This window comes from Hymenobacter sedentarius (assembly GCF_001507645.1).
Classification (GTDB): Bacteria; Bacteroidota; Bacteroidia; order Cytophagales; family Hymenobacteraceae; genus Hymenobacter; species Hymenobacter sedentarius.
Map to the genome: position 1 here is coordinate 4526216 of NZ_CP013909.1, position 24278 is coordinate 4550493.

The window sequence follows — 24278 nt, forward strand, 5'->3', positions numbered from 1 at the left end:
GAAAAGCTACCGGACCTGTTCGAGCCAGGCCGTGGCCTCGGGTTCGGTTACGAAGCGGCGGAAGTGCATGGTAGCGGAGTTGGCTTCCTGCACAACCTGGCCCATCACAATGCGGGTGAACACGTTGTGGGACATGACGACGGCCCCGTAGAGCCCTTCGGGATGCTCGGCGGCGGTGTCGCGTCAATGATTCACTATCCAGGCGGCTTCCTCGGGATTATAGGGGTCGAGCAGGCGCTGGTCGTTCAGGAAGCGATGCCAGCGGTGGAGCTCCAGCAGCCAGCGCAGCTGGGTATAGAGGCGCTGCAACTCGGAAAACTTGCGCTGCCCCGCATTAAACTGGATTATGGCGTAGCCGTCGGGATGCCCGTAAAGGCGGCCCACGGCGTTTTCGAAGTAGAGTTGGGGAGGTGCAAGGGGCATTAAGGAGTTGGAAGTGACGGCATCGGCGGCGAAGGCGCGATGGATTGCCGGGTCGAAGATAGTCCAGCATAGCGCCTTTGTTTTTGGGGCCTTGCTGCGGCAGGGCTCAGGACAAAAGAAAAGCCCTGCCGGCGTGGGAAGGGCATTGTTTAAGGTGTGGAAAGGAAGATTGTCGCTTAACGAAAACCAGGCCGCCCGCATATGCAGCTCCCGCTCTACGGCATTGGCCATTGCAGCGGTTTTGGCGACGGCGGCGCGCAGTTGCCCGCCGGTGCAGTGGAGGCCGGTGCGGGCAACGGGACGGCGAAGTAACTACGGGTTTGTAGCGACGGCCGGGTCGGTAACCGGGCTTGGCTCGGCGCGGGCCAACAGCCCTACCCGGACGTACTGCACCAGCCCGGCACGGTTCCACCAGAAGAGGCCGAGGGCCAGCACGAGGTAGAGCCAGGCCATGTCGGTGAGCAGCCGCACGCTGCCGGCTTCGTCGTGTTCGAATACCCACGCCAGGGCAAACTGCACGCTGAACAGGCCCAACAGGATGGCGGCGCTGCCCAAGCTCAGGCGCAGGCGCAAGAGTAGGGCCACGGCAAACAGGGACTGGGCGGCGGTGAGGAAAAACTCTTCGTGCTGGCGGGCATCGAGCGGGAAGCCGGTGAGGTGGCCCGCGCCGAGAGCGTAGACTACCGGAATCATTCCTACGAGCAGGGTCCACTGGTTGATTTTGTCGCTGACCAAGGCGCCGAGGGCGGCCGTGGGGCGGTTGTTGAGCACGAAGAGCACCACGAGCACTACTTCGGGCACCTCGCTGGCAAAGGGCGCCACCCACTGCACCAAGAGGAACTGGTTGACGCCGAGGTCGCGGCCGGCAGCCAGCAGGGATTCGGCGAAGGGCTCGGCGGCCATGACGATGACGGCCACGGCCACCACGGTGAGCACGCCCATCATCAGCCACTGCTGGCGCACGGGCAGGGTGGCCAGCACGGCGGCGGGGCCGACTTCGTCGTCATCGTCCTCGGCTTCTTCGGCTTCGTCGTGGTCGGCTTTGGGCAGCTTGCTCAGGCGCCAGAGGTAGGCGGCGAAGATGCCGACCAGCACCACAAAGTCGATGACCCCGATGCTGCCTTTCCAGACGATGACGAAGGAATACAGGCTGGCCAGGGCCAGGTAGGCAATTTCGGCGGCGTTGTCCCAACTCAGGGCCACGGCGCGCTTGCCGCTGTGCCACCAGTAAAGAAACACAATGAGGGGCCAGCCCGCGCCGATGAGCAGGCGGTTGGCCCCGGTCATGTTGGCGGCGGCAAAGCCGGCGTAGGCCGAGCCCGGGTGCAGGCCGGCCTGGTAAGTGTAGTAGAGGTCGACGGCGTACTCGGGCAGCACCGTGACCAGGGCCAGCACCCCGATGACCAGGCCCTGCGAGACGTGCTCCTCGGCCGCTTCGGCGCCCCACGACAGCAGGAAGCCGGCGCCGAGGATGGCCACGAAGAAAATGGCGGCTTCGAGCACGGGCGCCACGTGGGTGCCGGTGAGACGCAGGTAGAAGCCGGGGAGTGTGGCAGCAATGGCCAGAGCCACGTAGAGGGCAAATTTTTTCATCGGGGGAGGTATACGGGCTGCTAGGGAATTCAGCGCTAAACTACCTGGCAGTGCAGGCCGCGTAGCTCGAACGACTGCTGAAACTGGGCGAAATCGTGGGCGACGAAGGCCAGTCCGCCGGCCGCTCTCAACTCATTAAGGAAGGTGCGCTGGTCGTCGCGGAGCTGGTCGCGGCCGGCTTTGACTTCGACGCCGATAAAGAGGCCGTCGCGGTTGCGGAAGCCGATGATGTCGGGTACGCCGCGGCGGCTTTGGGGATTGACGCGCCAGCGGGCTTTGGCGGCGTCGTAGATGCCGGTGGTATTCTGGCGCCAGACGGTGTAGCCGTAGTGGGTGAGGAAGGCCAGGATGGCGCCGGTGATGTCGGCGGCGTAGAGTTGGCCGAGGTCGAGGGGCAGCTGGTCGTGCTTTTTGGCGAGGGCCATGGTGTTTTACAGGTTGGGGGAACGGTAGCGCTCCATGATTTTGCGGTTCTCTTGGCGGTGGCGCTTGTCGATTTGCTGCTGGGCCTCGGGGCTGGCTTTCCAGTCGGGGCGGGCTTTGCGCTGGGTGGCGGCGCGGGCCTCGGCGCGCTGCTGGGCGGCCTGCTCGGGGGTGATGAGTCCGCGGCGGGCTTTCTGGTTGGTGATGGTGAGCTTCTGGCGCAGGCCTTCGGCGTTGGGGTGGTCGGCGGGAATCTGCTGGGCCACGTGCTCGAGCATCCGGGGCGCGGCATCGCCCAACAACTTCACATCCGCGGCCTGGGTGCTGGCCCCGTTGGCTTTCTGGTCGAGGTGGCGGTTTTCTAGGAAGCAGGCCTTCTGCTCGAAGTAGTCCGCAATCAGCTTGTAGAGGGTGCTCACGTCGAGAGCTTGGTAGAAGTTGTGGCCGCCGGTGCGGGCTTCTTTCAGGGCCAGGATGATGTCCTTGACGCTGTCGTGGGTGTAGGTGCGGGCCAGGTCGTCGGCCAGGGTAATGAGGTCGGCCGCGTCGGGCTTTTCCTTGACGCGGAGCGAGTCGACGAAGGCGCGGAGGATGAGGACGAGCAGCTTCACCACTTCGCGCTGGCCGATGCGGTGGTTGAGCTGGAAGATTTTGGGGGCAGCCAGGGCCTGGGCCCTGGTGAGGCCGAGGCCGATATCGGCCAGCATGGCGCGGGTTTCGGCGGTGGACTCGGCGGCCAGGGCGCTAGTCGTAGCGGCTGCTGCGGTAGCCAGTAGATGGGATTCCGGAGTTTGATTGGCCGGTGCCATCGGCGCCGGGGCGGTGGACGTGGGGAGCGAGTTTGAGGCGATTGTCGGCGGCATCGTTGAGCATGAAGCGTTGGGCGGTGGCTATCCAGTCCTTGCGGGTGGGCGGGAGGCCGGTTTTCTTGTCGCGCCAGGTGGCGACGAGCTGGTGGTAGTGGCGCAGGTCGGCCAGGGCGTAGTCGGTGCCTTCGAAGGCGGCGGCGAAGGCCTCGGGCGTGGCGATTGCCGATTGGCTGAAGGGCAGTTCGGGGAGCGGGCCGCGCCGGCGGGGCTGGTTGGGGCCAGCGGCCGCTGCGCGAATGGTCTCGGCCTGTACCCCTTTTCTTTTTAGCGCACCTCGGTCCGCTTGATTCGCGGAGTCTTTTGGGGCTGCGCCTGGGCGGTCGGCTGGTAGGTGCTGGTCGAAAACTTCCGCCCCTGAAAGCCCTTCGCCCGAGAACCTCTCCCCTATTTTTTTTTGCGCAGCGGCGGCACTGTTTTGATGCACTGTTTTAGTACTTCTTGTTTTATCATATAAGGAGTGTTCGGGCACTTCTGCCCCCGATAAACTGCCTACCGGGGGCACTTCTGCCCCAAGCGGTTCGGGCACTTCTGCCCCTTGTAGCGCGCTTTTACCGGGGGCACTTTTGCCCCTGGTAGCGGTTTTTACTTCGGGCACTTTTGCCCCCGATAAGTCTGTGAGGTAGCAGCGGCTGGGCTGGTGGCGGGAGTGGCTGGGTTGGTAGGTGAGCAAGGCCCACGCTTCGAGGTCGCGCAGGGTGGCGCGGTACGTGCGCTCGTTGCCGATGTGCGCGGCCTGCATGGCGGCGGCGTGGTCGAGGTCGAGGCCCTGTTCAAAGAAGCCGGCGTTCCACGCGAAGAACAGGGCCCAATACAGGCTGACGTGGTGTGGCGTGGCGGCCGGCTGCTGGGTCAGCTGGTAGTGGGCGGCGCGGGTGTGCTGGATGTAATTCACCGGCTCGGTGACTAGGCCGCCTGGGCGGCACGGTGGTAGCGACGGGGGTAGGCGTCGAGGACAGAGCGGCGGAACCCCCAATCTTTCTCATTCAGCCGGACGCCGGCGATGCGGCCGGCGCGGCGGGCGCGTAGCAGGGCCTCCGCGCAGAGTCCGATGTACTCGGCGGCAGCTTTGGTGCTCAGCACCTCGTCGGGCTTGGCGGTGGTGGCCAGGGCGCGGGCCTGCTCGGCGGCTTCGAGGCGGGCCAGCCGTTCAGTGAGCTCCTGCCAGTCGGCCGCGGATAGAATAACGGCGGGCTGCATGGCTATTCGGAGGCTGCGAGTTGGCGGGTGCGTTCCTCGGCCTGACGCCGGCGGGTGAATTCGGCCTCGGCTACTTCCAGAAAAGCCTCTACCACTTCCCGGCGCTGGCTACGGCCGTGGATGGTCTGGTAGATGCCGGCCCGGCTGGCTTTAATTCCCCTATCAGTCAGAAGCTTAAGCACGTCTTTAACTGATTGATTACGCGGGCCCAGTCGGTCATAAATGTCGCGCAAGGTGGGAGGGGCGCTTGTATTATGTTCCATGTTGTTTGTAATTGTGTATATTTGTAGTGGAAATCATTGCCTCGGTTGGACAAAAATACACCCACTAAAGCGTAACAGTTGCGCTTTTTTACAATACACATGGAACAAGCCAACGCTGCCAGCAGCCGTATAGAGGCCTGGCTCAACCATAAGGGCCTGAATGCCAATTCCGCATCCCAGAAGCTGGGATATGCGAATTCGAGTAAAATGTATAAAATTTTACAAGGCACCAGTCCTGGCTTTGAAACATTGGTGGAGTTCCTGAAGGTGTGGCCTGACTTGTCGCCGGACTGGCTGCTACTTGGAAATGGGCCGATGACGCGCGGTGAGGCGACTGATGCGCCCAACCGTTCCTTAGCCCTGCAGCAGGTGGTGCGCGGTGATAAGGTGGTCGTGGTGACCGTGGACGACAAGGGCATTGAAAACACGGTGCTGGTGCCCATCCCCGCGCAGGCTGGGTACTCGCTGGCGCACAATGAGGCTGTGTACATGCAGCAATTCGGCACCTACAAAATCCCGGGTTTCGAGCGGGGCGAGTTCCGGGCGTTCGAGGTAGCCGGCGACAGCATGGCCCCGACGATAAATCACCGGGACGTGGTGGTGGCTACGCGGGTCGAAGAACTGCGCTTGTTGGAGCCGGGCGAAGTGTATGTGGTCGTAACACCTGAATCGGTAATGCTCAAGCGCATCAAGAATCGGCTGCGGGCCAACGACCAAGAAGTGATGCTGTATTCAGACAACCCGCACCGACTGCCCTTCGGGATGGAGACCCGCGACGTTCAGGAACTATGGCGGGTGCGTGGGTACGTCTCGAGCTACATCCCGAGCGCGCCCGACATCACGGTGGAACGGCTGTGGGAAGTCATCGAGCAGCTGGGCTTTGACCGGGGCGAGGTGCGGCGGCATTTAATTGAAAACGCCCCCTCTGACGCCCCCCAGTGAAATAAGGAGGCCGCGACCGATAGGATAAGCGGCTGATAATAGAGTGTTTACCGTGCCTTTCGGAACTGTGGTTGTATCACCCTACGGACTACAAGAAAGCCCATTTCCAGCTCGGAAATGGGCTTTTTGCTTTTCTATTGGAACTGTAACCGGACAGTATTGAAAGACTGGGGCGGTTAGCAGGCTTTTTTGCGGGTTGGGCCCTGGCTGTCTTGGCCGCTTTACCAAGCGTCGGGCAGAACGCCCCAAGATGGACAGAAGGTGGCTTTAGCTGGACCCGAGCCAGGCCCCAGCCCTGCTGTTGTTAAGGGCATGGGAAACCTCTTCCTTGGGAAGGTGGGTGTACTGGCACAAATCAGCTGCCGGGACGTAGGCCCGGCCGGCGTTGCACGCGGCCTTGATGAGGGCTGGAGGTGATTTTGAACTTACACCTCCTCTTTACGTACTGTATGCAGCTTACTCATGCCCATGGCCCTGCACACCCTTTACGACGCGCCCACGCTCACCATTTCGTACGACTATGCCAACGACTGGCTCTACTTGGACTGGCACGGCGCCCTGGATGACGAGTCGGTAATGACGGGCGCCCTCAAGCTGCTGGAGCTGCTGAAGCAGCAAAACTGCAGCAAGGTGCTCAACGATAACACGCGCATCACGGGCTTGTGGGCCGATGCGGCCAAATGGGGCAGCGACGTGTTTTTTCCGATGCTGTACGAGGCGGGGTGCCGCTACTTTTCGTGGGTGTACTCGCCCGAGCGCTACAGCCAGTTGTCGGCGCAGCTGGCCGTGCAGCACACCACGGCCGGCATTACCATCATGACTTTTCAGAGCCTGGATACGGCCACCGAGTGGCTGCAGCGCATGTAAGCGCGGCAGCGCATTTTCTTTGAATTAGTACTTGCTATGACTCCTTTGCTTTCTGCTCCTGGTACCTTTTATGCGCTGTGGCAACTGCCGGAGCATTATTTGCTCATGGCGCCGGACTACACCATTCTGGACGCCAGCGACCCGTACCTGGCCGTCACCTTTAAGCAGCGCGACGTCATTGTGGGCCGCAACGTCTTCGACGTGTTCCCGCGGGCCGACCAGAACGACTGGAAGGTATTTAGCGATTCGCTGGAGCACGTGCGCCAGCACGGCACGCCCCACACCATGCCCCGCATCCGGTACGACATGCAGCGCACCGCCGAGCAGGGCGGCGGCCTGGAGGAGCGGTACTGGGAAACCACCAACTACCCGCAGCTGGATGCGCAGGGAAACGTGCAGGCCATCTTGCTGAAGACCACGGATGTGACGGAGCAGCACCTGGTGGAACAGCAGGCCCAGGCCATGCAGCGCGACCTGCTGGAAAGCCAGGAGCGGTCGAAGTTTATTCTGGAGGCGCTGCCGGTGATGGTCTGGACCACCCGGCCCGATGGCTCGTCCGACTACTTCAACCAGCGCTGGCTCACCTTCACGGGCAGAACCATGGCGCAGGAAGTGGAATTTGGCTGGCTGGAGGGCGTGCACCCCGACGACCGCGACGCGGCCAACACGGCGTGGCGCCTGGCCTACGAATCGGGCGAAGCGTACCAGACCGAGTACCGCCTGCGCTGCGCCGACGGCGACTACCGCTGGGTGCTGGCCCGCGGCATCCCGCGGCGCGACGCGCAGGGCCAAGTGAGCATGTGGGTGGGCTGCTCGGTCGACATTCACGACCAGAAGGCGCTGGTGGTGGAGCTGCTGCAGGCCAACGAGGAGCAAGCCGCCCTCTCGGACCAGGCGTATCAGGCATTTCAGCTGGCCCAAAGCCAGCGCGAAACGTTTTACAACCTGTTCCAGCAGGCCCCGGCGCTGGTGGCCATTGTGCGGGGCCCGCAGTACGTGTTTGAGTTTGCCAACCCGCGCTACCACGAGCTGTTCGCCACCGATGACATCACCGGGCACGCGGTGCTCGACATCGTGCCCGAAGCAGCCGAACAAGGCTTCATTGCCCTACTCGACCACGTGTACCAGACGGGCGAGCCATTCTACGGCAAGGAGATGCGGCTGCAGCTGCACCGCCGCGCCTCCGGCCAGATTGAATCGCGGTACTTCGACTTCGTGTACCAAGCATTCCGCGAAAACGGCGCGATTGTGGGCATTTTCAGCTTTGCGTTTGACGTGACCGAACTCGTGGAAGCCCGGCAGCAACTACGGGCTTTTGCGGCCTCGCCCCAATCTCCCTCGGCTTCCTGATGTCAGTAAGTGCGCATGTACCAATTTCAACGCCCTTACGGATGGATGTAAACACCCTTGATTTTCAGCAGGCCCGGATTAAACAGATTCTGTTTAAGTCGCAGCTGCGCTCGGTGCTTTACGGCGTGCGGGAGGCCGACGAGGCGTTGTTTGCGCCGCAGGGCAACGCGCTGGGCCAGTGGCTGAGCAGCGTCATCAAGCCCAAGTTTCCGCTGCGGCCGGAGGTGCGGGAAGCCGAGCGGCTGCTCCACGACATGCTCGGCACGGGGCGGGAGCTGGCCGCGCAGTACCGCCGCGGCCAGATAGACGAAGCCCGCCGGGGGCTCACGCGCATTGACCGGATTGGCGAGCAGCTGGTGAGCGTGCTGCATAAGCTGGGGCAGGAAGCGGGTCGTTTCGGCGCGGCGGCCTAGTGCCGGGCAAGTTTGCGCGGCTGCTGACGGCGGCCGCTGCCCCGGTGCGGCGAAGCGGCCACTGGCCAGGAGCTGGCCGCATTTGGAGGTGTGAGCCACTACCCTCGTACGGAGCGGGCTGGGCGGTGCGCTAGCGGTGGTAGGGAAGCGCCGGGGGTGCCCGCTGCGCTGCCGAATGGCGGCCCGCCAACAAGAGCCCCGGCCCTGCGTAAAATGGGGCCACGCCTCAGGGAACAATTAGGACAGGTTGAGCCACTGGCCATCCCCTGGTTTTCCCGTGTACCTGAATTATATATGGGAATAATTACGCTGTTGGGAATGCTTCTGGTGGTTGCGGGCTGCTCGGGCCCGCCGCAGCAACCCGGCCTGCCGGCACCGGCGCCAGACACCACGCTGCCGTATGCCCGTCGCCGCATTGTATTGCCAAACGTGCCCGAGCGGGGCCGCGTGCTGGACCGGCACGACTCCGTGCTGGTGGCCACCCGCCCGCAGTACCTGCTGCAGCTGCCGCGCCGCCCGCCGCTGGACACGCTCGCGCTGGGCCAGCTGCTGGGCTGGGGGCCGGCGACCATCCGGCGGCGCATTGCCGAGGCCCTGCCCTATGAAGAAGCCCCGGCCGGCTATCCGGTGCAATTGCGCCTAACGGCCAAAGAGGCCGAGCGGGTGCGCCGGCAGCGCCGCGAGTGGCCCCAGCTCGCGCTGACCGAGCAGCGCCGGCGGGCTTATACCACGGCCGCGGGGGCCGCGGTGCTGGGCTACCTGGGCAGCGAAGCGCAACCGTTTTTCCGGCAGGCCCAACGCTACCGCCGCGGCCGCTTCTACCGGCTGCGCAACGGCGGCGTCGAGACCTACTACAACGGCCTGCTCGGCGGCCACCGCGGGTACCGGCACCCGCTGGTGGACTCCACGGGCCAGGAGCGCGGCACGTGGGCGCCGGATACGGCCTTCCAGCAAGGCCAGGACCTGCACCTGACCCTCGATGTGAAGCTGCAGGCCTACGCCGAACAGCTGCTGGGCCGCCGCAAGGGCTACCTGGTGGCGCTGGACCCGCGCACCGGGGAAATCCTGGCCTACGTGTCGGGGCCGACTTACAAGCCCGCCGCCCTGACGGCCCCCGACCAGGCGGGCGTCCGGGCCAAGCTGCTCGAGCACGAAGACATGCCGCTGCTGAACCGGCCCGCAACCCAAGCCCGCCCGCCGGGCTCGGTGTTTAAGCTGGTGAACGCCGCCATTGCCCTGCAGCTGGGCGCCATCACCCCGGCCACGGCCTTCCGGTGCGACCAGTCGCTGGTGAGCTGCGTGCACCGCCACCCGCCGGGCAAGAACCTGACCCTGGGGCTGATGTACAGCTGCAACCCCTACTTCTATCAGGTGTTTCGCCGGCTCATCGGCCGGGTGCCCGACAGCCTGACCCAGGACTCGGCCGCGGCCCGCCACGCCAACCTGGCGCAGTGGCGCCGCTATGCCCGCTCGTTTGGGCTGGATTCGGTGCTGGGCGTGGACCTGCCGCGCGAAGCGCCGGGCTTCCTGCCCACGCCGGCGTACTACGACACGGCCCGACGCACGACGCGCTGGACCTACCGCTCGATTTATTCGCTCAGCATCGGGCAGGGCGAAATCAACCTCACGGGCCTGCAAATGGCCAACCTGGCCGCCATCATTGCCAACCGGGGCTGGTACTACCCGCCCCACCTCGTGCGCAGCGTGGGAGACACCGGGCCACTGGCGCGCTTTAGGGAAAAGCACCACACCCTCGTCGACAGCGCCCACATCGCCGCGCTGGTGCCGGGCATGGTGGCCGTGTTGCAGCGCGGCGGCACCGCCGACGCCTCCAGCCTAGCCGATGTGGGCATTACGGTGGCGGGCAAGACCGGGACCGTGGAAAACGACGAGGGCGACGACCACGCCGCCTTTGTGGGCTTCGCGCCGGCCGAGGCACCCCAAATAGCCGTGGCCGTGTACCTGGAAAACGCGGGCTTTGGGGCCACGGCCGCGGCGCCCTGCGCCGCCCTGGTAATGGAGCAGTACCTGCGCGGCCGCATAGCCCCCCGCCGAAAAAAATGGGAGGCCCGCATCCAGCACCGGGCCCGACACGGGTATTGACCCCGCGTGGAGCCGTGGGGCGGCGGGGCATAAAAAGCGCCGCACCTGGCTGGGAGTTGCCCGCCATGGCCCCGACACCGGCCTCGGGCCGGGTTATTGCACCCGACGCGAGCGGGCCAGATGGCCCGCTCGGTTGCTATGGGAGGAAGGCCGGCAGCTATAAGGAGCGCGCTACGGCTGGCGCTCCAGCTGCTGGATGGCCGTGTTAATCTGTTGCTGCAGGATTTTGGCGACCACCGCCGCTTCTTCCCGGCGGGAGGCCTGGTAAGATAGGGCCGCGGGCGTATCGGGGGCGTCTTCCCACTGCATGAGCTCGGCCAGGGTGTCGAGGCGGCTGATGGAGGTGCCGATGGCGGTATATACGTCGGCCCACAACGCCGGCGCGGGCGCCGAGGCCGCGGCCAGGGCCACTTGCAGGTCGAACAGCCGCAAGGCCACGTCGGCCAGCTCGCGCAGCAGCACCGCTTCCTCGGGGGCCAGCAGGCGGGGCTTGCGGTCGATGACGCACAGAGTGCCCACGGCCTCGCCGGTGGCGGTGTGCAGGGGGGAGCCGGCGTAGAAGCGCAGGCCCAGGTCGCCGACGGCGGTGGGGTCTATGAGGGTGCAGGGCCGGTCGGCCAGGTTGTCAAACACGGTGGCTTCCTCGCTCAGAATGGCCACGGAGCAGAGGCTCTCGCCGCGGGGAACCCGCTCCGGGGCTTCGGGAAGGCCGGAGTTGCCGCGAAACCAGACGGTGTCGGCCTCGACCAGCGAAACCAGCGCGATGGGCACCTGAAACAGCTTGCCGGTGAGGCGCACAAACTCGTCGAAGAAGGGGGCGTCGCCGGCGACGCGGTAGGCTTGCAGGGCCGCCAGGCGCTGGGCTTCGTTGGAAGCAAGCAGGTGATGAGGAGTGGCCATGAAGCGCAGAAAAAAGAAGGCGAAGGTAGCGAGCGACCCGGAGCCGGCCGGAATACCACAAGCCGGGCGACGTCACTTTGTTTTTTCCTACCACCCACCCCGAAGGCAGTCGGCCTGCCAGCCAGCGCCTTGCCCCTGCCCTTGTACCGGGCTAGCCGTGGCTTGGCGCTGCTTGCGGGCAGTGTGCAGGCGGTCGAATTCGGATGGCCGAGGCCGGCGGGAGCTGGCTCAACTTGGTTTTAATTGAGCATTGAGCTGCATTTGCCCCACCAAACGCCGCCTATTTGGCCTGGGCCGGAAAGCTACCGCGCAGTGAATGGCCAACCCTTAGGCCCCAAGCCATACCTTTACGGCCTCTCTATCTCTACTCTTTAATCAGTTTTGCTATGATGACTGATACCCCACACGAAGCAGCCCGGCTGGCGGCGCTGAAGCGCTACGACATCTTGGATTCGCCGCAGGACGGCAGCCTGAACCGGCTCACCGCGCTGGCGGCCAAAATGTTCAACATGCCCATTGCCATTATCAGCATGGTGGACGAAGACCGGATTTGGTTTAAGTCGCTTCATGGATTGGACGCGGAGCAGATTGACCGGGGCGGGGGACTGTGCGACTCGGCCATCCTGTCGGAAGACGTGTACATTGTGGAGGATGCGCGCCAGGACCCGCGCACGCTGACCAACCCGCTGGTGGTGGGGGAAATGGGCCTGCGCTTTTACGCCGCTTCGCCCCTGACCACGCACGACGGCCACAACCTGGGCACGTTCTGCCTTATCGACCAAAAGCCCCGCTACCTGAACCAGGCCCAGCAGCTGATGCTGCAGGACCTGGCGGGCATTGCCATGGACGAGATTGAACTGCGCCTGGCGGCTCGCTCGGCCGTGGCGGCCAGCACGCGCCGGGTAGCCGAGCTGGAACAGGAACTGGAGCAGGCCCGGAAGCAAGCCTGACCAGGAAGCCCGGGGCCGGGCGCCCGGCCCCGGGCCGGGCCCCGAAGATGGCGGGCTAGGCTACTTCCCGCAGCCAGGCCACGGCCTTGTCTTCCGCATCGAAGAAACGGTACGAGAGCACGGACGCTTTGGCTTCGTGCATCACCTGGTCCATCGAGAGCCGGGCAAAGGCGTCGTCGGCCAGGAGAATGGCGCCGCGGAGGCCGCCGGGGCGCTGGCGGGAGGCGTCGAGCCAGTAGTCCACAATCCAGGCGCTTTCCTCTTCGGTGAAAGGGGCCATCTGGCGCTGGTCGCCGAGCATGCGGTGCCAATCATTCCGAACGAGGAGGTTGCGGGTGTGCGTGAGCAGGGCCTGCAAGTCGGAGAGCTGGCGCTTGCCGGGACGGTATTGGAAAATAACAAACCCCTCGGGGTGCTCGAGCAGGCGGCCGACGCTGTTTTCGAAGTAAAGCTTGGGGGTAGCGGTGGGCTGCATGTAGCGAAGGCGGTGGCGCAAAGGGCCGGATGGTGGGGCCGCAAAAGTAGGGCCCGAAAGCCTGAGAACGCAGAATAGCCGAACTGGTTGGTTTTCTTAGCGCGGACTAGTGAACTGCCGGGCTGGGCGGAAAGTAGTCGGCCAGCACCTGGGTGACTTTATCCTCGGTGAGGGGCTTGGAGAGGAACCCGGCGACGGGCAAGGCCTGGACGCGCGCCAAGTCGCGGGGGTTGAGGGAGGTAGTGAGCATGATGACCACGACGTCCTGCTGCTGGGCCGGCGGCAGGTGCTGGAAAGACTGGAGAAACGCAATGCCGTCCATGACCGGCATGTTGATGTCGAGGAAGACGAGGACGGGGCAGCGGCGCGAGGGGGACTGGCAGTGGGTGCGCAGCACGTCGAGGGCCTCCTGGCCATTCAGGGCCGTGAGCACCTGGGCGGTTGCGTCGAAGCGCTGCAGCAGCTTGGCGTTGAGAAAGTTGTTGGTGTAGTCGTCGTCGACGAGGAGGATGGGGCTGGGCAGGGCGGGCATGCGGGCGGCCTGGGAAAAGGCATCAGGACGCCGGGTGTACGGGGAAAAAGACGGTGAAGGTGGTGCCCTGGCCGGGCTGACTGGCCACTTCGATGCGGCCGCCGCTGTTTTCGACCATTTTCTTGACCATGTAGAGGCCGATGCCCGAGCCCTCGACGTGGGCGTGCAGGCGCTGGAACATGCCGAAGAGCTTGCCCGCGGCCAGGGCGACGTCGAAGCCGAGGCCGTTGTCCTGCACGCGCAGCACGTGGTAGTCGTCGTGCCGGTAATACGTCAGGTCCACGTCCGGGGCGCGGTCGGGGTGGTGGTACTTCAGGGCGTTGCTGAGCAGGTTGTAGACCACCGAGCGCAGGTTCTTCTCGGAAAACGGCAGGCGGACATCCGCGGGTACGTCGACCGTCAGGCTGGCCCGGGTTTGCTGCACGAGCGGCTGCAGGTCGAGTTGCACTTCCTGCACCACGGCGGCCAGCGGCACGAGCGTGACGGGCTGGTCGTGCGCGTGCTGGAGCTTGCTCACTTCGGTGAGCTGCTCGATGGTGCGCCGGAAGCGTTCGGTGGCCTGCTGCATAAGCTGGAGCATTTCGGGCACGTCGCCGACCCGGCCGGCGGGGGGCAGCTCGTGCCGCAGGGCCAGCAGCAGGCCTTCGATGTTGGCGATGGGGACTTTGAGGTCGTGCGAGGCGGTGTAGATGAAGTTGTCGAGGTCGATGTTGGTGCGGGTGAGCTGCTCGTTGGTGGCGTGGAGCTGCTCGGCCAGGGCACGGGCCTGGGCGCCGCCTTCCTCTACCACGCGTCGGGCCTGCACCTGGTCGGTGACTTCGTGGGCGAAAACCAGCACCCCATCGATTGCGCCCCGGGTGGTGCGCCGGACCTGGTAGGTGAAGGTAAAGTACAGCTCTTCCAGGGGGCCGCCGTCGTGGCGGGTCAGTTGCAGGGGGAGCTCCTGGTCGACGAAGGTTTCGCCGGTGGCGTACACGCGCTGCAGGCTGTGGTAGATGGGCGTACCGGCCACCTCGGGCATGGCTTCGAGCACGGGCTTGCCAAGCAGGGCGCGGCCGGGGAACACGCGCTGGTAGGCCGGGTTGACGAGCTGAAAAATAAATTCAGGGCCGTCGAGGATGACGATGGGGGCCGGGGCCTCCATGAAGAGGTGGTGCAGCTGCTGGCGCTCGGCTTCGCGCTGCTGGCGGGCCAGCACCTGCTCCGTCACGTCGAAGGCGAAAATGGTGACGCCCGCAATCTGACCGGCTTCGCGGTAGGCCTGGTAGGTGAAGTTGAAGTACTGGGTACGGGGCGGCTGGCCGTCGGCCGGCACGGGCGCAAAGGGCACTTCAGCGCCAAAAAACGTCTCGCCGGTTTGGTACACGCCGTCGAGCAAGGCCACGAACCCTTGTTCCCGGGTTTCGGGCACGGCCACGGCCAGGTCGAGGCCCACGAGCTGGCGGTTGGGGAACAGCTGCTGGTAGGCGGGATTGACGTATTCGAAGCGGTGCTGAGGGGCGCGCAGCAGGGCAATCAGGGCCGGGGTTTGCTCGAAAACGTTGTGGAAGGCCTCGCGCTCCAGCGCCTGGCGCTGGGCTACGGCCAGCAGGTCGGCCTGCAGGGCTTCGGCCTGCTGGCGGGCGCGCACCCGCTCCGTCACGTTGACGGCGAAGCTCATCACGCCTTCGATGTGCCCGGCGGCGTCGAACTTGGGCTGGAGGGTGAGGTCGTAGTACTGGTCGTGCAGCTCGCCGGTGTGGAAACGGTCGAGGCGCTGGGTGGTTTCGAGGGCGTGCACGGGCTGGCCGGTGCGGAACACGCGGTCGAACGGCTCGTGGGCTTCTTCGGGCAGCTCGGGCAGAGCCTGGCGGCGGGGCAAGCCCCGCAAGGGGCGGTTGTGCAGCAGCTCCTGGGTGCGGGGGTGCACCAGGGTCCAGACGTGGCCGGGGCCCTGGAAGAGGTTAATCTCGGCCGGGGCCTGGCTGAAGAGGCGCAGCAGGCGGTTGCGCTGCTCCACGGCGACGGCACGGGCGTCGTCGGCCTCCAGGGTGCGCTGGTGCACGCGGGCCTCCAGCTCCAGGTTGAGCTGCTGCACCTGCTGGCGGGCCAGCACCTGCTCGGTCACGTTGTAGGAAAAGTCGAGTACGCCGTCCACGTGGCCGGCGGCGTCGCGCAGGGGCAGGTAAAAGGCGTTGATGTAAATCAGCTCGGGGGGCCGGCCGGCGCCCGCAAAGTCGAGGTGCACGGGTAGCTCCTGGCCGTAGGCGGGCTCGCCGGTGGCGTACACTTGGTCGAGGCGCTCAAAAAAACCTTGTTGGGCGGCTTCGGGCACGGCCTCGCGCACAGAGCGGCCGAACAGCGTGTGGGTGGGGAAGTAGTCCCGGTAGCGCTGGTTGACGAGGGTGTAGACGTGGTCGGGGCCGTGGTAGGTGGCCACCTGCGCGGGCAGGTTCATCAGAACCTGGTAGAGGCGCTGGCGCTGGGTTTCGGCGTCGTCGCGGGCGGCTTTCTCGGCGGCCTGGGCTTCGCGCAGGGCCACTTCCACGGGGGTGCGGGGCTGGTCGGCCGTGTCGGTGAAGCTGACGAGCAGGCCCGAGCCTGCGCGGCGGGCGGCGAGGCGGTAGTAGTTGTCGTACCCGTCGGCCTGGTAGTTGACGTTGTATTCGCGGGGCTCGCCCGAGACAAAGGCATCGACGTGGAACTGGAAGGTGCCGTGCTCTTTGCTGTGCGGCCACTGCCCCATGTGGGTGAGGGTGGGCACCACCGGCATGGCCATCATGCGCTGGGCCGCCGGGTTGAGGTACTCGAAGGTGAAGTCGACGATGTCGCCCGAGCCGGCGGGGTCGTAGAGGGGCGTGTAGAGGATGATGCCGGTGAGCGAGACGGCGAGCAGCTCCCGCAGCAAGATGGATTCGGGGGCAATGGCGGCAGCGGCGGGAGGAAGCATGGGCAACAGCGGCGGGGTGAGGCAACCAAATCGCGGGGCGGCACGCAACGTGTGGCAAACGCAGATGCAGGGGGAACGGGCCGCGCGGCTTAGGGTTGCCGCCAGCGGCAGGAGCGCAGCGCCGGAAGGTGGCCGGTAGCGGGGCCAGCGTGGTTTGAAGGGACCAGCTGCGTTACGATGGAGGGGTGGGAAATGCATCGAGCGGGCCATCTGGCCCGCTCGCGTCGGTTTATTGTAGCAAATGGCCCGGGGAGCCCCTACGCGGTGGGAAAGTGGCGCTGAAAATGCAGCTTAAGAATGGTGTCGAGCTTCTCTTTGGTGAGGGGCTTGCTGACCAGCCCGGCAATGGGCAGGGACTCGATGCGGCCGAGGTCGACGGAATTCATGGAAGCGGTGTGCATGACGATGACCACGGCCTGCTGCCGGGCCACGGGCAGGCGCTGGTAGGCCTCGACAAAGGCCATGCCGTCCATGCCGGGCATCTTGACGTCGAGCAGCACCAGCACCGGGCTGCTGGGCTGGGCCTCGGCCGCGAGGTCTTCCAGGGCCGCCAGGGCATCTACGCCGTCGGTGGCGGCGAGGTAGCGGTCGGCCACGCCGAGCTGCTGGAGCAGGCGTTCGTTGAGGTCGTTGGTGAGCGGGTCGTCGTCGACCAGCAGCACGCTGGAGAGTTTTATCATGGGAAGCGTGGGGCCCGGAGTAGCGGGGAATGGCGGACTGCTGGAGCCGGTGTGTATCCGCGAGCGCACAAAACTAGTGCATCCCCTTGTTTAGCTCAGCTCGATGAAAAAGGTGGTGCCTGCTTTCTCACGGCTTTCGAGCCAGATGTCGCCGCCGTGGAGCTCGACGATTTGCTTGGCGATGAACAGGCCCAGGCCGGTGGTGATTTCGCCCTGCAGGCCGGCGCGGCGGGTGGGGTTGAACTTGTCGAAGAGGTTGTTGTGCAGCTTGCCGGGGATGCCGATGCCGGTGTCCTGCACCGTGAAGCGCACCTTGCCCTCGTGCGCGTGCAAGCCGACGGTGACCGTGCCGCCGGTGGGCGTAAACTTGAGGGCGTTGTGGAGCAGGTTGTCGAGCACGCGGCCGAATTTTTCGGGGTGCAGGCTAACCTGCAGGGCGTCGGGGGGCAGCGTCAGGGCCAGGGCAATGCCCTTCTCCTGGGCCGCGAGGCGGTGCGGGTTCAACCGCGTGGTGAGGTAGGTATTTAGGTCAGTGGGGCGTTTTTGCAAGCCGTTCTGGTCCAGGTCGCCGACGTAGAGCACGTCCTGGAGCAGGGCGTGCGCGTGGGCACACGACGACTGGATGAGGCCGAGGTAATGCACCATTTCCGGGGGCGGCGGAGACTGCCCGGCGCGGCTGGCCACTTCGCGCTGCAGCAGGTCGGTGAGCAGCTCGATGTGGGCAATGGGGCCTTTTAGGTCGTGGGTGGCCAGCTGCAGGATGGTTTCCTGGGCGTCGTAGACGCGCTTGAGCTTCGCTTCCAGATTCTTGCGGTCGGAGATGTCCTCGAGGATGGTGTAGCCCAACTCGCCGCCTTCGTCGGGAAAGAGCACCGAATGGACCTGGCACCAGAACGAGGAGCCGTCGCAGCGCATCAGGCACGTTTCGAGCGTAAAGGACGGCAGCTTGTGTTCCCATAGCCTCTCTTGCAGCTCCTGCCAGTCGGCGCGGTGGTCGGGGTGGGCAAACTCCATGATTTTGTGCCCCACCAGGTCTTCCACGCCGGCGCAGCCCAACATCTTGACCACCGCCGGGTTGGCCTGCCGAATGGTGAGGTCGGGGGTAATGATTTTCTGGCCGAGCGGGGCGTTTTCGAATACGGTGCGGAACCGCACCTGGCTTTGCTCGTAGCGGTCGAGGGGCTGGCCGGGGTCGGCGGGCTCCCCGCGCAGGGCCGCGGCGTTTTCAGCCGCGGAAGAAGGAGCCGGCTGGGCGGGAGTGGGCGCTTGTGACATGTGGTGAGGCAGTGTGCTGGGTATACGGAAGCTGCCCTGAAAGGACGGCTGTAAGGTAAGGCGGCTTGAGTAAACACAGCGTGAACATGCTGATAAGAAACCGTGGGGTCATGCCGAGCGCAGCCGAAGCATCTCTACCGCTTCGTTGAGCCAGCATTGATTACTCTCGCGGTAGAGATGCTTCGGCTGCGCTCAGCATGACCGGCTTTTCCTGCATGACCGGCTTTTCCTATACGCTTCCTTGTGCGGGAGTACTTTGAGTACTCAAGCGAAGCAGTAGAAATGCCTCGGCCAGCGCAGCAGGACCCCCAAAATCAAGTTCCCAAACACGCGCCAAGCGTTGCCTACGTGGGGCTGCGCCCCACACGTCCCGGAGCTGGACGGTATGCGCGCTAAGTGCGGAAACGTTGGCTTGGATTCCGGCGGTTGGCGACTTCGCCTGGAGCAGCTTACTTTTAAGTCTATGTACTCCTCCATCGACCTTCCCTCCCGCAGTATACTATTTCGCCCGGACCTGAACGTGATGGTGGTGCGCTGGCACACGCATGCCGATTTCGAGGTGGTGAAGGCCGATTATGAGCAAATGCTGGCCGCGGCCGAGGCCAGTGGCTTCAGCGACTGGCTGCTGGACGTGCGCCGCCGGGACAAGGTGACGGCAGAGCTGAGCGCGTGGGTAAACCAGGAGTTTTACCCGCAGGCCGTGGCCCGGCTAGCGCCCCGCCGGCTGCGCATAGCCGTGCTGAGCTCGCCGGCGCTGTCGGAGGCGTACCGCACCGACCCGGAGCAAAAAAAGCACGTGGCCTATGCCACGGACCCCGCCCGGCCGTTTGACATCCGGCTGTTTGACGACGAAAGGCAGGCCATGAGCTGGCTGAGCCCACTGCTGGGCTAAACGGGAATGGCGGCCGCCAAACCCCGCCTGTGGCTCGCTTCTGAACAAGCAGAATGGCCGCCGCGGCCGCACAAGCTGGCCAGCCGGGCGCTGCTGCGCCACGTGCCCGGGCTGGGCGCTTCCGCGAGGCCGGGCAAAAACCCTACCCCACCTGCCCAAGCCAGGCCGTTGCTTCGGCTTCGGTTTCGAAGCGGCGGAAGCGCATGCCCGCCGAGTTGGCCTGCTGCACAATCTGGCCCATGGCCAGGCGGGTAAAGACATTAGTGGCCATAACCACGGCACCGTAGAGCCCGGCGGGATATTCGGCGGCGGCGTGGCACCAATGCTCCACTAGCCACGCAACTTCTGCGGGGGTGTAGGGGGCAAGCAGGCGTTGGTCGGTCAGGAAGCGGTTCCAGCGGTGAAGCTCCAGCAGCCGGCCCGCCTGAATGAGCAGGGCCTGCAAATCGGAAAACTTGCGCGGGCCGGCATTGAACCGTAAAAGGGCGTAGCCGTCGGGGTGGCCGTAGAGCCGGCCCACACCGTTTTCGAAGTAGAGCCGAGGAGAGGCAGTGGGCATTTAGGAACAAGAAGGATGACCGCGGCGAAGGCGAGAAGTAGATTGCCGGGACGAAGATAGGGCCTGGGCCCTGGCGCCAGCCTAGTATGGGCAGGGTGCGGGCACAAGCAAAGCATTTTCGGTAAGGACAAGGAAGCGTATGGGAAAAGGCGGTCAAGTAGGAAAAGCCGGTCATGTAGGAAAAAGGCAGTCATGCTGAGCGCAGCCGAAGCATCTCTACCGCTTCGTTGCAAATCGTTTGTCATGCCGACGCAGGAAGCATCTTCTCACGGCTCAACGGTTCGTGCTGACCTGATAAGATGCTTCGCTGCGCTCTGCATGACAGCCGATTAGATTACTCTCGCGAGAGAGATGCTTCGGCTGCGCTCAGCATGACCGGCTATTCCTATAGGCTTCCTTGTGCGGGAGTGCTATGAGGCCCAAACGAAACGGGAGACAGCCTTAACTACGCTGACCTTCGGCACAACCACCGCAGCAAGACAAAAACGGGGATTTCATAAAATCCCGAACTCGCGCTAAACCACCCCACGTACGGCGTTGAGGTAGCTGGCGGGATAGCGCGCGGTGGCCAAGGCCCGTGCACGCGGGCGCACCGCCGCCATTCGCTTCGGGCCGTACAATACTTCCCCGCAATAATTGCAGCATAGCTATGTGGAAGCCGGTAGTCCAGCAGTTTCAGCCCGCCTACTTTGCCATGGTCATGGCCACAGGCATCATTTCGCTGGCGGCGCATGGGCTTCACCTACACTGGCTGGCCGAAGCGTTCTTCTACCTGAATCTGATGCTCTACCCGCTGTTTCTGTTACTGCTGCTGGGGCGGGTGCTGTTTTCCTTTCCGGGATTTAAAATTGAGCTGGCCTCCCACGAGAAAGGGGCCAACTTTCTGGCCCTGGTAGCCGCTACCTGCCTGGTGGGCAACCAGTTTGTGCAGCTGCGCAGCAACCAGGCAGTTGGGCAGGCGCTGTGGGTTTTCGGGGCCGTATGCTGGGTGATGCTGCTGTATGCGTTCCTGCTGAGCGTGACCTTGCGCAGCGACAAGCCCCCGCTCGAAACCGGGCTGAACGGGAGCTGGCTGCTGCTGGTGGTTTCCACGCAGGCGTTGGCCGTGCTGGGCGCGGGCTTGGTGCCCGGCCTGCCCTTGCCGGCCGAGGTGGGCGCATTCGTCGTCCTGAGCTTGTTTCTGCTGGGCAGCCTGTTTTACCTGGTGCTGGGCACGATGCTGTTCTACCGCCTCACCTTCGTGCGCGTAGAGCCCGACGAAGTGGACGCGCCGTACTGGATAAGCGTGGGTGGCAGTGCCATCACGGTGCTGGCCGGCGCCACGCTGCTCGGTACCCTGCAGCAAACGCATGCGCTGGCCGATGCCGCCGGGTTCATTAAAGGTTGGAGCGTGCTGTTTTGGGTGGTGAGCACGTGGTGGATGCCGTTTGTGATGGTGCTGCGCGCCTGGCACCACCTGCGGGCGCGGCCTGCTTTCGCCTACCGCCCGGCGTACTGGAGCATGGTTTTTCCGCTGGGCATGTACACAGCGGCCACGTCGCGCCTGGCCGGCCAGCTGCCCCTGCCCGCGCTGAGCAGCATCCCGGCCGGCTTCATTTATGTGGCGCTGCTGGCCTGGGTGCTCACCTGTGGGGGCATGCTCCACCACTTGGCCACGGCGGCGCATAAGCAACCAGCTTAGGGTTTCGGGGCCCGGCCCTCCTACCCTACTATCAGGGTTTGGGGGGCGGCTTGCTTGATGCGGCCCAGGAGCCAGTCGGTCTGGCGCTTGGTGCGGGCGTTGCAGTATTCGTAGGCGGCTTTCAGCTCCTCGTCGCGCAGGGCCAGGGCGGCCTGCTTTATCACTATCCAGCACAGCTGTACCTCCTGGGTGAGCAGCCACAGGTCGTGCAGGTCGCGCACCAGGGCCAGGCTGCCGCTGCGCTTTTCCGCAAACAGGTCGCGCTTCAGGGTCTTGGGCTCGCTGTCTTTTTCCTCCGAATACTTCTTAACAAAGCCCATCACCCGGCCCCGGTGCTCGCGCGACCACGCCGAGAGCTTCTGGCACATCTGCTCGATGTCGGGCTCGTCTTTGTGTTTTTGGGAAACCTTTTCGAACGCGTCGGTGAGCTGCTTTTCGCTGCTTTCGAGCAGGCCGAGGTAATTGCTGAGGTGCATGGCGGACGGGAGTTAAGCGCGGAAACCCGGGCTAGGCGTGGACTTTGCGAATGCGAACGGCGGCGTACTTGAAATGCGGCTGCTTGCTGATGGGGTCCCACTCGGTGAGGGTGAGCTCGTTGGCGGCACGCGGGCGGCCGTCCTTGGGCTCGTCCCAGTAGCCGTAGTGGAAGGGCATAAATATCAGGCCCGGCTCGATGCCGCCCACGCGGGCTGGCTCGGTGGCGTGGCCGCGCCGCGAGGTTACCTCCACTAGGTCGCCGGTGGCGATGCCGTAGCGGGCTGCGTCTTCTTCCGACAGCTGCACGAAGCCCTCGGGGGCCGCGTGGTGGAGGGCGTGGGCGCGGCCGGTTTTGGTGCGGGTGTGGAAGTGGTACACCACCCGGCCCGAGGTAAACCACAGCGGGTAGGCCTCGTCGGGCGCTTCGTGGGGCGGCTCGTAGTCGGCGGCCAACAGCACGGCGCGGCCGTCGGGGTCGTTGGCCTGGTACTCTTCGGGCTGCTTTTCGGCGCCGGTTTCCAGGTCGTAGCCGTAGGTTTCGCAGTAGTCGAAGTGGGTGTTGAAGACGTGGTCGGTGTAGAGGTGGGCAGCGCCGTGGGGGTGCTGCTCGTTGCAGGGCCACTGGATGCCCGAGCCGCCGGTGAGCAGGGCGTAGCTCATGCCCGAATAGTCGCAGGGGCGGCCCTTGCTGCACACCTTCCAGGCCTCAAACGCCTCTTCCGGCGTGCGCCACTTAATGAGCGGCTGCCCGTCTTTGTCGCGGAAGTCCATGCGGGCGGCGTAGTCCAGCAGGATGTCGAAATCGGAGCGCGCCTGCCCGGGCGGCTCAATGGCCTTATAGGACAGGTGCACCGTGCGGTCGGTGTTGGTGAAGGTGCCGGTTTTCTCGCCCCAGATGGCGGCGGGCAGCACCACATCGGCCAGCTGGCCGGTTTCGGTCATAAACGCGTCTTCTACCACCACCAGCAGGTCTTGCTGCTGCAAAATCTTGCGGATGCGGCCCAAGTCCGGCAGGCTTACGGCCGGGTTGGTGGCCTGAATCCAGAGCAGCTTGATGGAGCCGGTTTCGCAGTAGCGCCAGATTTGCATGGCGTGCGTGGGCGGCGCCCAGTGCGGAATCTTGTCCAAGTCGACGTTCCAGATGCGGGCCAGGTCGGCGATGTGGGCGGGGTTGTCCCAGTTGCGGAAGCCGGGCAGGTCGCCGTCGGCGCCGCACTCGCGGGTGTTCTGCGAAGTGGGCTGCCCGTTCATCTGCAGGATGGCGTTGCCGGGCGAGCCAATCAGGCCCCGCAGCAGGTTGATGTTGTTTACCTGCACGGCCGCCGCCGTGGCCTGCATCGACTGGTACACCCCCTGCAGCGCCGTGGATACCAGCGTTTGGCAGGTGCCCAGGATGTGGGCGGCGGCGCGCAGCTTGGCGGCCGGCACGCCCGTCAGGGCTTCCACGCGCTCGGGCGTCCACTTGCCCACGGTGCGCACCAGCTCCTCAAAGCCCACGGTGTGGTCGCTCACGAAGTCGTAGTCGATCTGCCCGTTTTCGATGATAAGGTGAAGCAAGCCGTTGAGCACGGCCACGTTGGTGCCCACGCGCGGGGCCAGGTGCACGGTGGCGTGCTGGGCGGTGTAAGTCAGGCGCGGGTCAATCACGACGAGCTTGGGCGGGTTCACGCTGGCCAGCCGGTCGAGGATGCGGGCCCAGAGCACGGTTTGCTGCGAGGCCATGTTGTGGCCCACCAGCAGCACGGCCTCGGTGGTGTCGAGGTCGGCGAAGGAGCCGGCCTGCCCGTCGGTGCCGAAGGAGAGCTTGAGCGCAGCGCCGGCCGTGGCCGTGCACAGGCGGGTGTTGCCGTCCATGTGGGGCGTGCCCAGGCCGGCTTTGCCCAGCACGCCCAGCGTGTAGTATTCCTCAATAAAGAGCTGCCCCGAGGTATAGAAGCCGATGGCGCTGCTGTGGCCTTCGGCCAGCAGCTCCTTGGACTTGCTTACAATCAGGCTCATGGCCTCGTCCCAGGTGGCGGGCTCCAGCTGGCCGTTGCGCCGGATGAGCGGCGTGGTGAGGCGGTCGGGGCTGTGGTTGGCTTCCCAGGCGTGGAGGCCCTTGGGCCCCAGCCGGCCGTGGTTGACGCGGTCGACGGCCCGGCCGCGCACGCCCACAATGCGGCCGTCGCGCACGCCGATATCCAGGCCGCAGCAGTTGGAGCAGAGCACGCAGGCCGACTGCACCCAGTGGTGGGGCTCTTCGGTGGTGCGCTCGTCCACGCGTTGGGGCCAGTAGCCCTCGTGGGGCGTGCGGGGTCCCCAAATGTCCTGGATGCTGTCGCGCGTTTCGTTCATGGTAGCAGGGAGCAAAAGTGAATAGCAGCTGCTTGTTGCTTAGCACACGCAACGGCCAGCCGGGCAGCCGAATCAGACAGATTCCGGCCCCAGCGCGATTGCGAATAGTACGGGAGCCCGAATCAAAAAGTAGATAGTAATCCGGCGATTT

The 24278-nt window shown here is 64.9% G+C and carries 25 protein-coding genes; 8 read left to right on the forward strand and 17 right to left on the reverse strand.

Annotated elements, in window-relative coordinates:
• Positions 1 to 6: 6 nt before the first annotated feature.
• The 8 genes from AUC43_RS21750 to AUC43_RS21145 all read right to left on the reverse strand — a co-directional run bounded on the left by AUC43_RS21750 (position 7) and on the right by AUC43_RS21145 (position 4768).
• Positions 7 to 135 (reverse strand): hypothetical protein, encoded by a 129-nt coding sequence (locus tag AUC43_RS21750; protein ID WP_257721712.1) that lies wholly within the window; start codon positions 133 to 135, stop codon positions 7 to 9.
• Between the two features lie 48 nt (positions 136 to 183).
• Complete coding sequence (locus AUC43_RS18470) at positions 184 to 423, reverse strand: hypothetical protein (protein WP_068197179.1); 240 nt, start codon at positions 421 to 423, stop codon at positions 184 to 186.
• Positions 424 to 735: 312 nt separating this feature from the next.
• Positions 736 to 2016: a sodium/calcium exchanger protein gene (locus tag AUC43_RS18475; RefSeq protein ID WP_068197181.1), complete on the reverse strand. Its 1281-nt coding sequence runs from the start codon at positions 2014 to 2016 to the stop codon at positions 736 to 738.
• A gap of 35 nt (positions 2017 to 2051) precedes the next feature.
• Positions 2052 to 2441 (reverse strand): VRR-NUC domain-containing protein, encoded by a 390-nt coding sequence (locus tag AUC43_RS18480; RefSeq protein ID WP_068197183.1) that lies wholly within the window; start codon positions 2439 to 2441, stop codon positions 2052 to 2054.
• 6 nt (positions 2442 to 2447) lie between these two features.
• Positions 2448 to 3248, reverse strand: a complete 801-nt coding sequence (locus tag AUC43_RS21790) for a hypothetical protein (protein ID WP_261340397.1) — start codon at positions 3246 to 3248, stop codon at positions 2448 to 2450.
• On the reverse strand, positions 3184 to 4200 hold the full coding sequence (locus AUC43_RS18490) for a hypothetical protein (RefSeq protein WP_068197190.1): 1017 nt from the start codon (positions 4198 to 4200) through the stop codon (positions 3184 to 3186). The genes AUC43_RS21790 and AUC43_RS18490 overlap by 65 nt, the downstream gene beginning before the upstream one ends.
• Positions 4201 to 4211: 11 nt before the next feature.
• Positions 4212 to 4505, reverse strand: a complete 294-nt coding sequence (locus AUC43_RS18495; RefSeq protein WP_068197194.1) for a hypothetical protein — start codon at positions 4503 to 4505, stop codon at positions 4212 to 4214.
• Between the two features lie 2 nt (positions 4506 to 4507).
• Entirely contained in the window at positions 4508 to 4768 is a 261-nt protein-coding gene (locus AUC43_RS21145; protein WP_157781172.1) for a hypothetical protein, read from the reverse strand.
• 207 nt (positions 4769 to 4975) lie between these two features.
• On the opposite strand from AUC43_RS21145, the gene AUC43_RS18500 reads away from it, so the two are divergent.
• The 5 genes from AUC43_RS18500 to AUC43_RS18520 all read left to right on the forward strand — a co-directional run bounded on the left by AUC43_RS18500 (position 4976) and on the right by AUC43_RS18520 (position 10443).
• Complete coding sequence (locus tag AUC43_RS18500) at positions 4976 to 5710, forward strand: S24 family peptidase (RefSeq protein ID WP_233254052.1); 735 nt, start codon at positions 4976 to 4978, stop codon at positions 5708 to 5710.
• A gap of 468 nt (positions 5711 to 6178) precedes the next feature.
• Positions 6179 to 6577: a hypothetical protein gene (locus AUC43_RS18505; protein WP_157781173.1), complete on the forward strand. Its 399-nt coding sequence runs from the start codon at positions 6179 to 6181 to the stop codon at positions 6575 to 6577.
• Between the two features lie 36 nt (positions 6578 to 6613).
• The gene (locus AUC43_RS18510; RefSeq protein WP_082685208.1) at positions 6614 to 7927 is read left to right on the forward strand and encodes a PAS domain-containing protein; all 1314 of its coding nucleotides are present in this window, start codon (positions 6614 to 6616) and stop codon (positions 7925 to 7927) included.
• 41 nt (positions 7928 to 7968) lie between these two features.
• On the forward strand, positions 7969 to 8340 hold the full coding sequence (locus AUC43_RS18515) for a CZB domain-containing protein (RefSeq protein WP_068197207.1): 372 nt from the start codon (positions 7969 to 7971) through the stop codon (positions 8338 to 8340).
• A gap of 318 nt (positions 8341 to 8658) precedes the next feature.
• Positions 8659 to 10443, forward strand: coding sequence for a peptidoglycan D,D-transpeptidase FtsI family protein (locus AUC43_RS18520; protein WP_068197210.1), 1785 nt, complete (start codon positions 8659 to 8661; stop codon positions 10441 to 10443).
• Positions 10444 to 10614: 171 nt separating this feature from the next.
• Here the strand turns inward: AUC43_RS18520 and AUC43_RS18525 are convergent, their stop codons facing one another.
• Positions 10615 to 11343, reverse strand: a complete 729-nt coding sequence (locus tag AUC43_RS18525; RefSeq protein WP_068197213.1) for a GAF domain-containing protein — start codon at positions 11341 to 11343, stop codon at positions 10615 to 10617.
• Between the two features lie 386 nt (positions 11344 to 11729).
• Here AUC43_RS18525 and AUC43_RS18530 point away from each other — a divergent pair, with 386 nt between their 5' ends.
• Positions 11730 to 12293, forward strand: coding sequence for a GAF domain-containing protein (locus tag AUC43_RS18530; RefSeq protein WP_233254053.1), 564 nt, complete (start codon positions 11730 to 11732; stop codon positions 12291 to 12293).
• 55 nt (positions 12294 to 12348) lie between these two features.
• Here the strand turns inward: AUC43_RS18530 and AUC43_RS18535 are convergent, their stop codons facing one another.
• The 5 genes from AUC43_RS18535 to AUC43_RS18555 all read right to left on the reverse strand — a co-directional run bounded on the left by AUC43_RS18535 (position 12349) and on the right by AUC43_RS18555 (position 18184).
• On the reverse strand, positions 12349 to 12789 hold the full coding sequence (locus AUC43_RS18535; protein ID WP_068197218.1) for a hypothetical protein: 441 nt from the start codon (positions 12787 to 12789) through the stop codon (positions 12349 to 12351).
• A gap of 85 nt (positions 12790 to 12874) precedes the next feature.
• Positions 12875 to 13300, reverse strand: a complete 426-nt coding sequence (locus AUC43_RS18540; protein WP_068197222.1) for a response regulator — start codon at positions 13298 to 13300, stop codon at positions 12875 to 12877.
• Positions 13301 to 13322: 22 nt separating this feature from the next.
• A complete protein-coding gene (locus tag AUC43_RS18545) occupies positions 13323 to 16229 on the reverse strand; it encodes a PAS domain-containing protein (protein WP_068197224.1) in 2907 nt (968 codons plus the stop codon).
• Between the two features lie 257 nt (positions 16230 to 16486).
• Positions 16487 to 16909, reverse strand: coding sequence for a response regulator (locus AUC43_RS18550; protein ID WP_068197227.1), 423 nt, complete (start codon positions 16907 to 16909; stop codon positions 16487 to 16489).
• A 90-nt stretch (positions 16910 to 16999) separates the two neighbouring features.
• Complete coding sequence (locus AUC43_RS18555; protein WP_068197230.1) at positions 17000 to 18184, reverse strand: PAS domain-containing sensor histidine kinase; 1185 nt, start codon at positions 18182 to 18184, stop codon at positions 17000 to 17002.
• Between the two features lie 463 nt (positions 18185 to 18647).
• Here AUC43_RS18555 and AUC43_RS18560 point away from each other — a divergent pair, with 463 nt between their 5' ends.
• Positions 18648 to 19076 (forward strand): hypothetical protein, encoded by a 429-nt coding sequence (locus tag AUC43_RS18560; RefSeq protein WP_068197233.1) that lies wholly within the window; start codon positions 18648 to 18650, stop codon positions 19074 to 19076.
• A gap of 142 nt (positions 19077 to 19218) precedes the next feature.
• Here the strand turns inward: AUC43_RS18560 and AUC43_RS18565 are convergent, their stop codons facing one another.
• Positions 19219 to 19635 (reverse strand): hypothetical protein, encoded by a 417-nt coding sequence (locus AUC43_RS18565; protein WP_068197237.1) that lies wholly within the window; start codon positions 19633 to 19635, stop codon positions 19219 to 19221.
• Between the two features lie 649 nt (positions 19636 to 20284).
• On the opposite strand from AUC43_RS18565, the gene AUC43_RS18570 reads away from it, so the two are divergent.
• The gene (locus AUC43_RS18570; RefSeq protein WP_068197239.1) at positions 20285 to 21316 is read left to right on the forward strand and encodes a tellurite resistance/C4-dicarboxylate transporter family protein; all 1032 of its coding nucleotides are present in this window, start codon (positions 20285 to 20287) and stop codon (positions 21314 to 21316) included.
• Between the two features lie 20 nt (positions 21317 to 21336).
• On the opposite strand, the gene AUC43_RS20620 is transcribed toward AUC43_RS18570, so the two are convergent.
• Together AUC43_RS20620 and AUC43_RS18580 are read right to left on the reverse strand one after the other, a co-directional pair.
• Positions 21337 to 21792 carry a molybdopterin oxidoreductase gene (locus AUC43_RS20620; RefSeq protein ID WP_068197244.1) on the reverse strand — a complete coding sequence of 152 codons (456 nt, stop codon included), beginning with the start codon at positions 21790 to 21792 and terminating at the stop codon, positions 21337 to 21339.
• 31 nt (positions 21793 to 21823) lie between these two features.
• On the reverse strand, positions 21824 to 24127 hold the full coding sequence (locus AUC43_RS18580) for a molybdopterin oxidoreductase family protein (RefSeq protein ID WP_068197246.1): 2304 nt from the start codon (positions 24125 to 24127) through the stop codon (positions 21824 to 21826).
• Positions 24128 to 24278 lie beyond the last annotated feature (151 nt).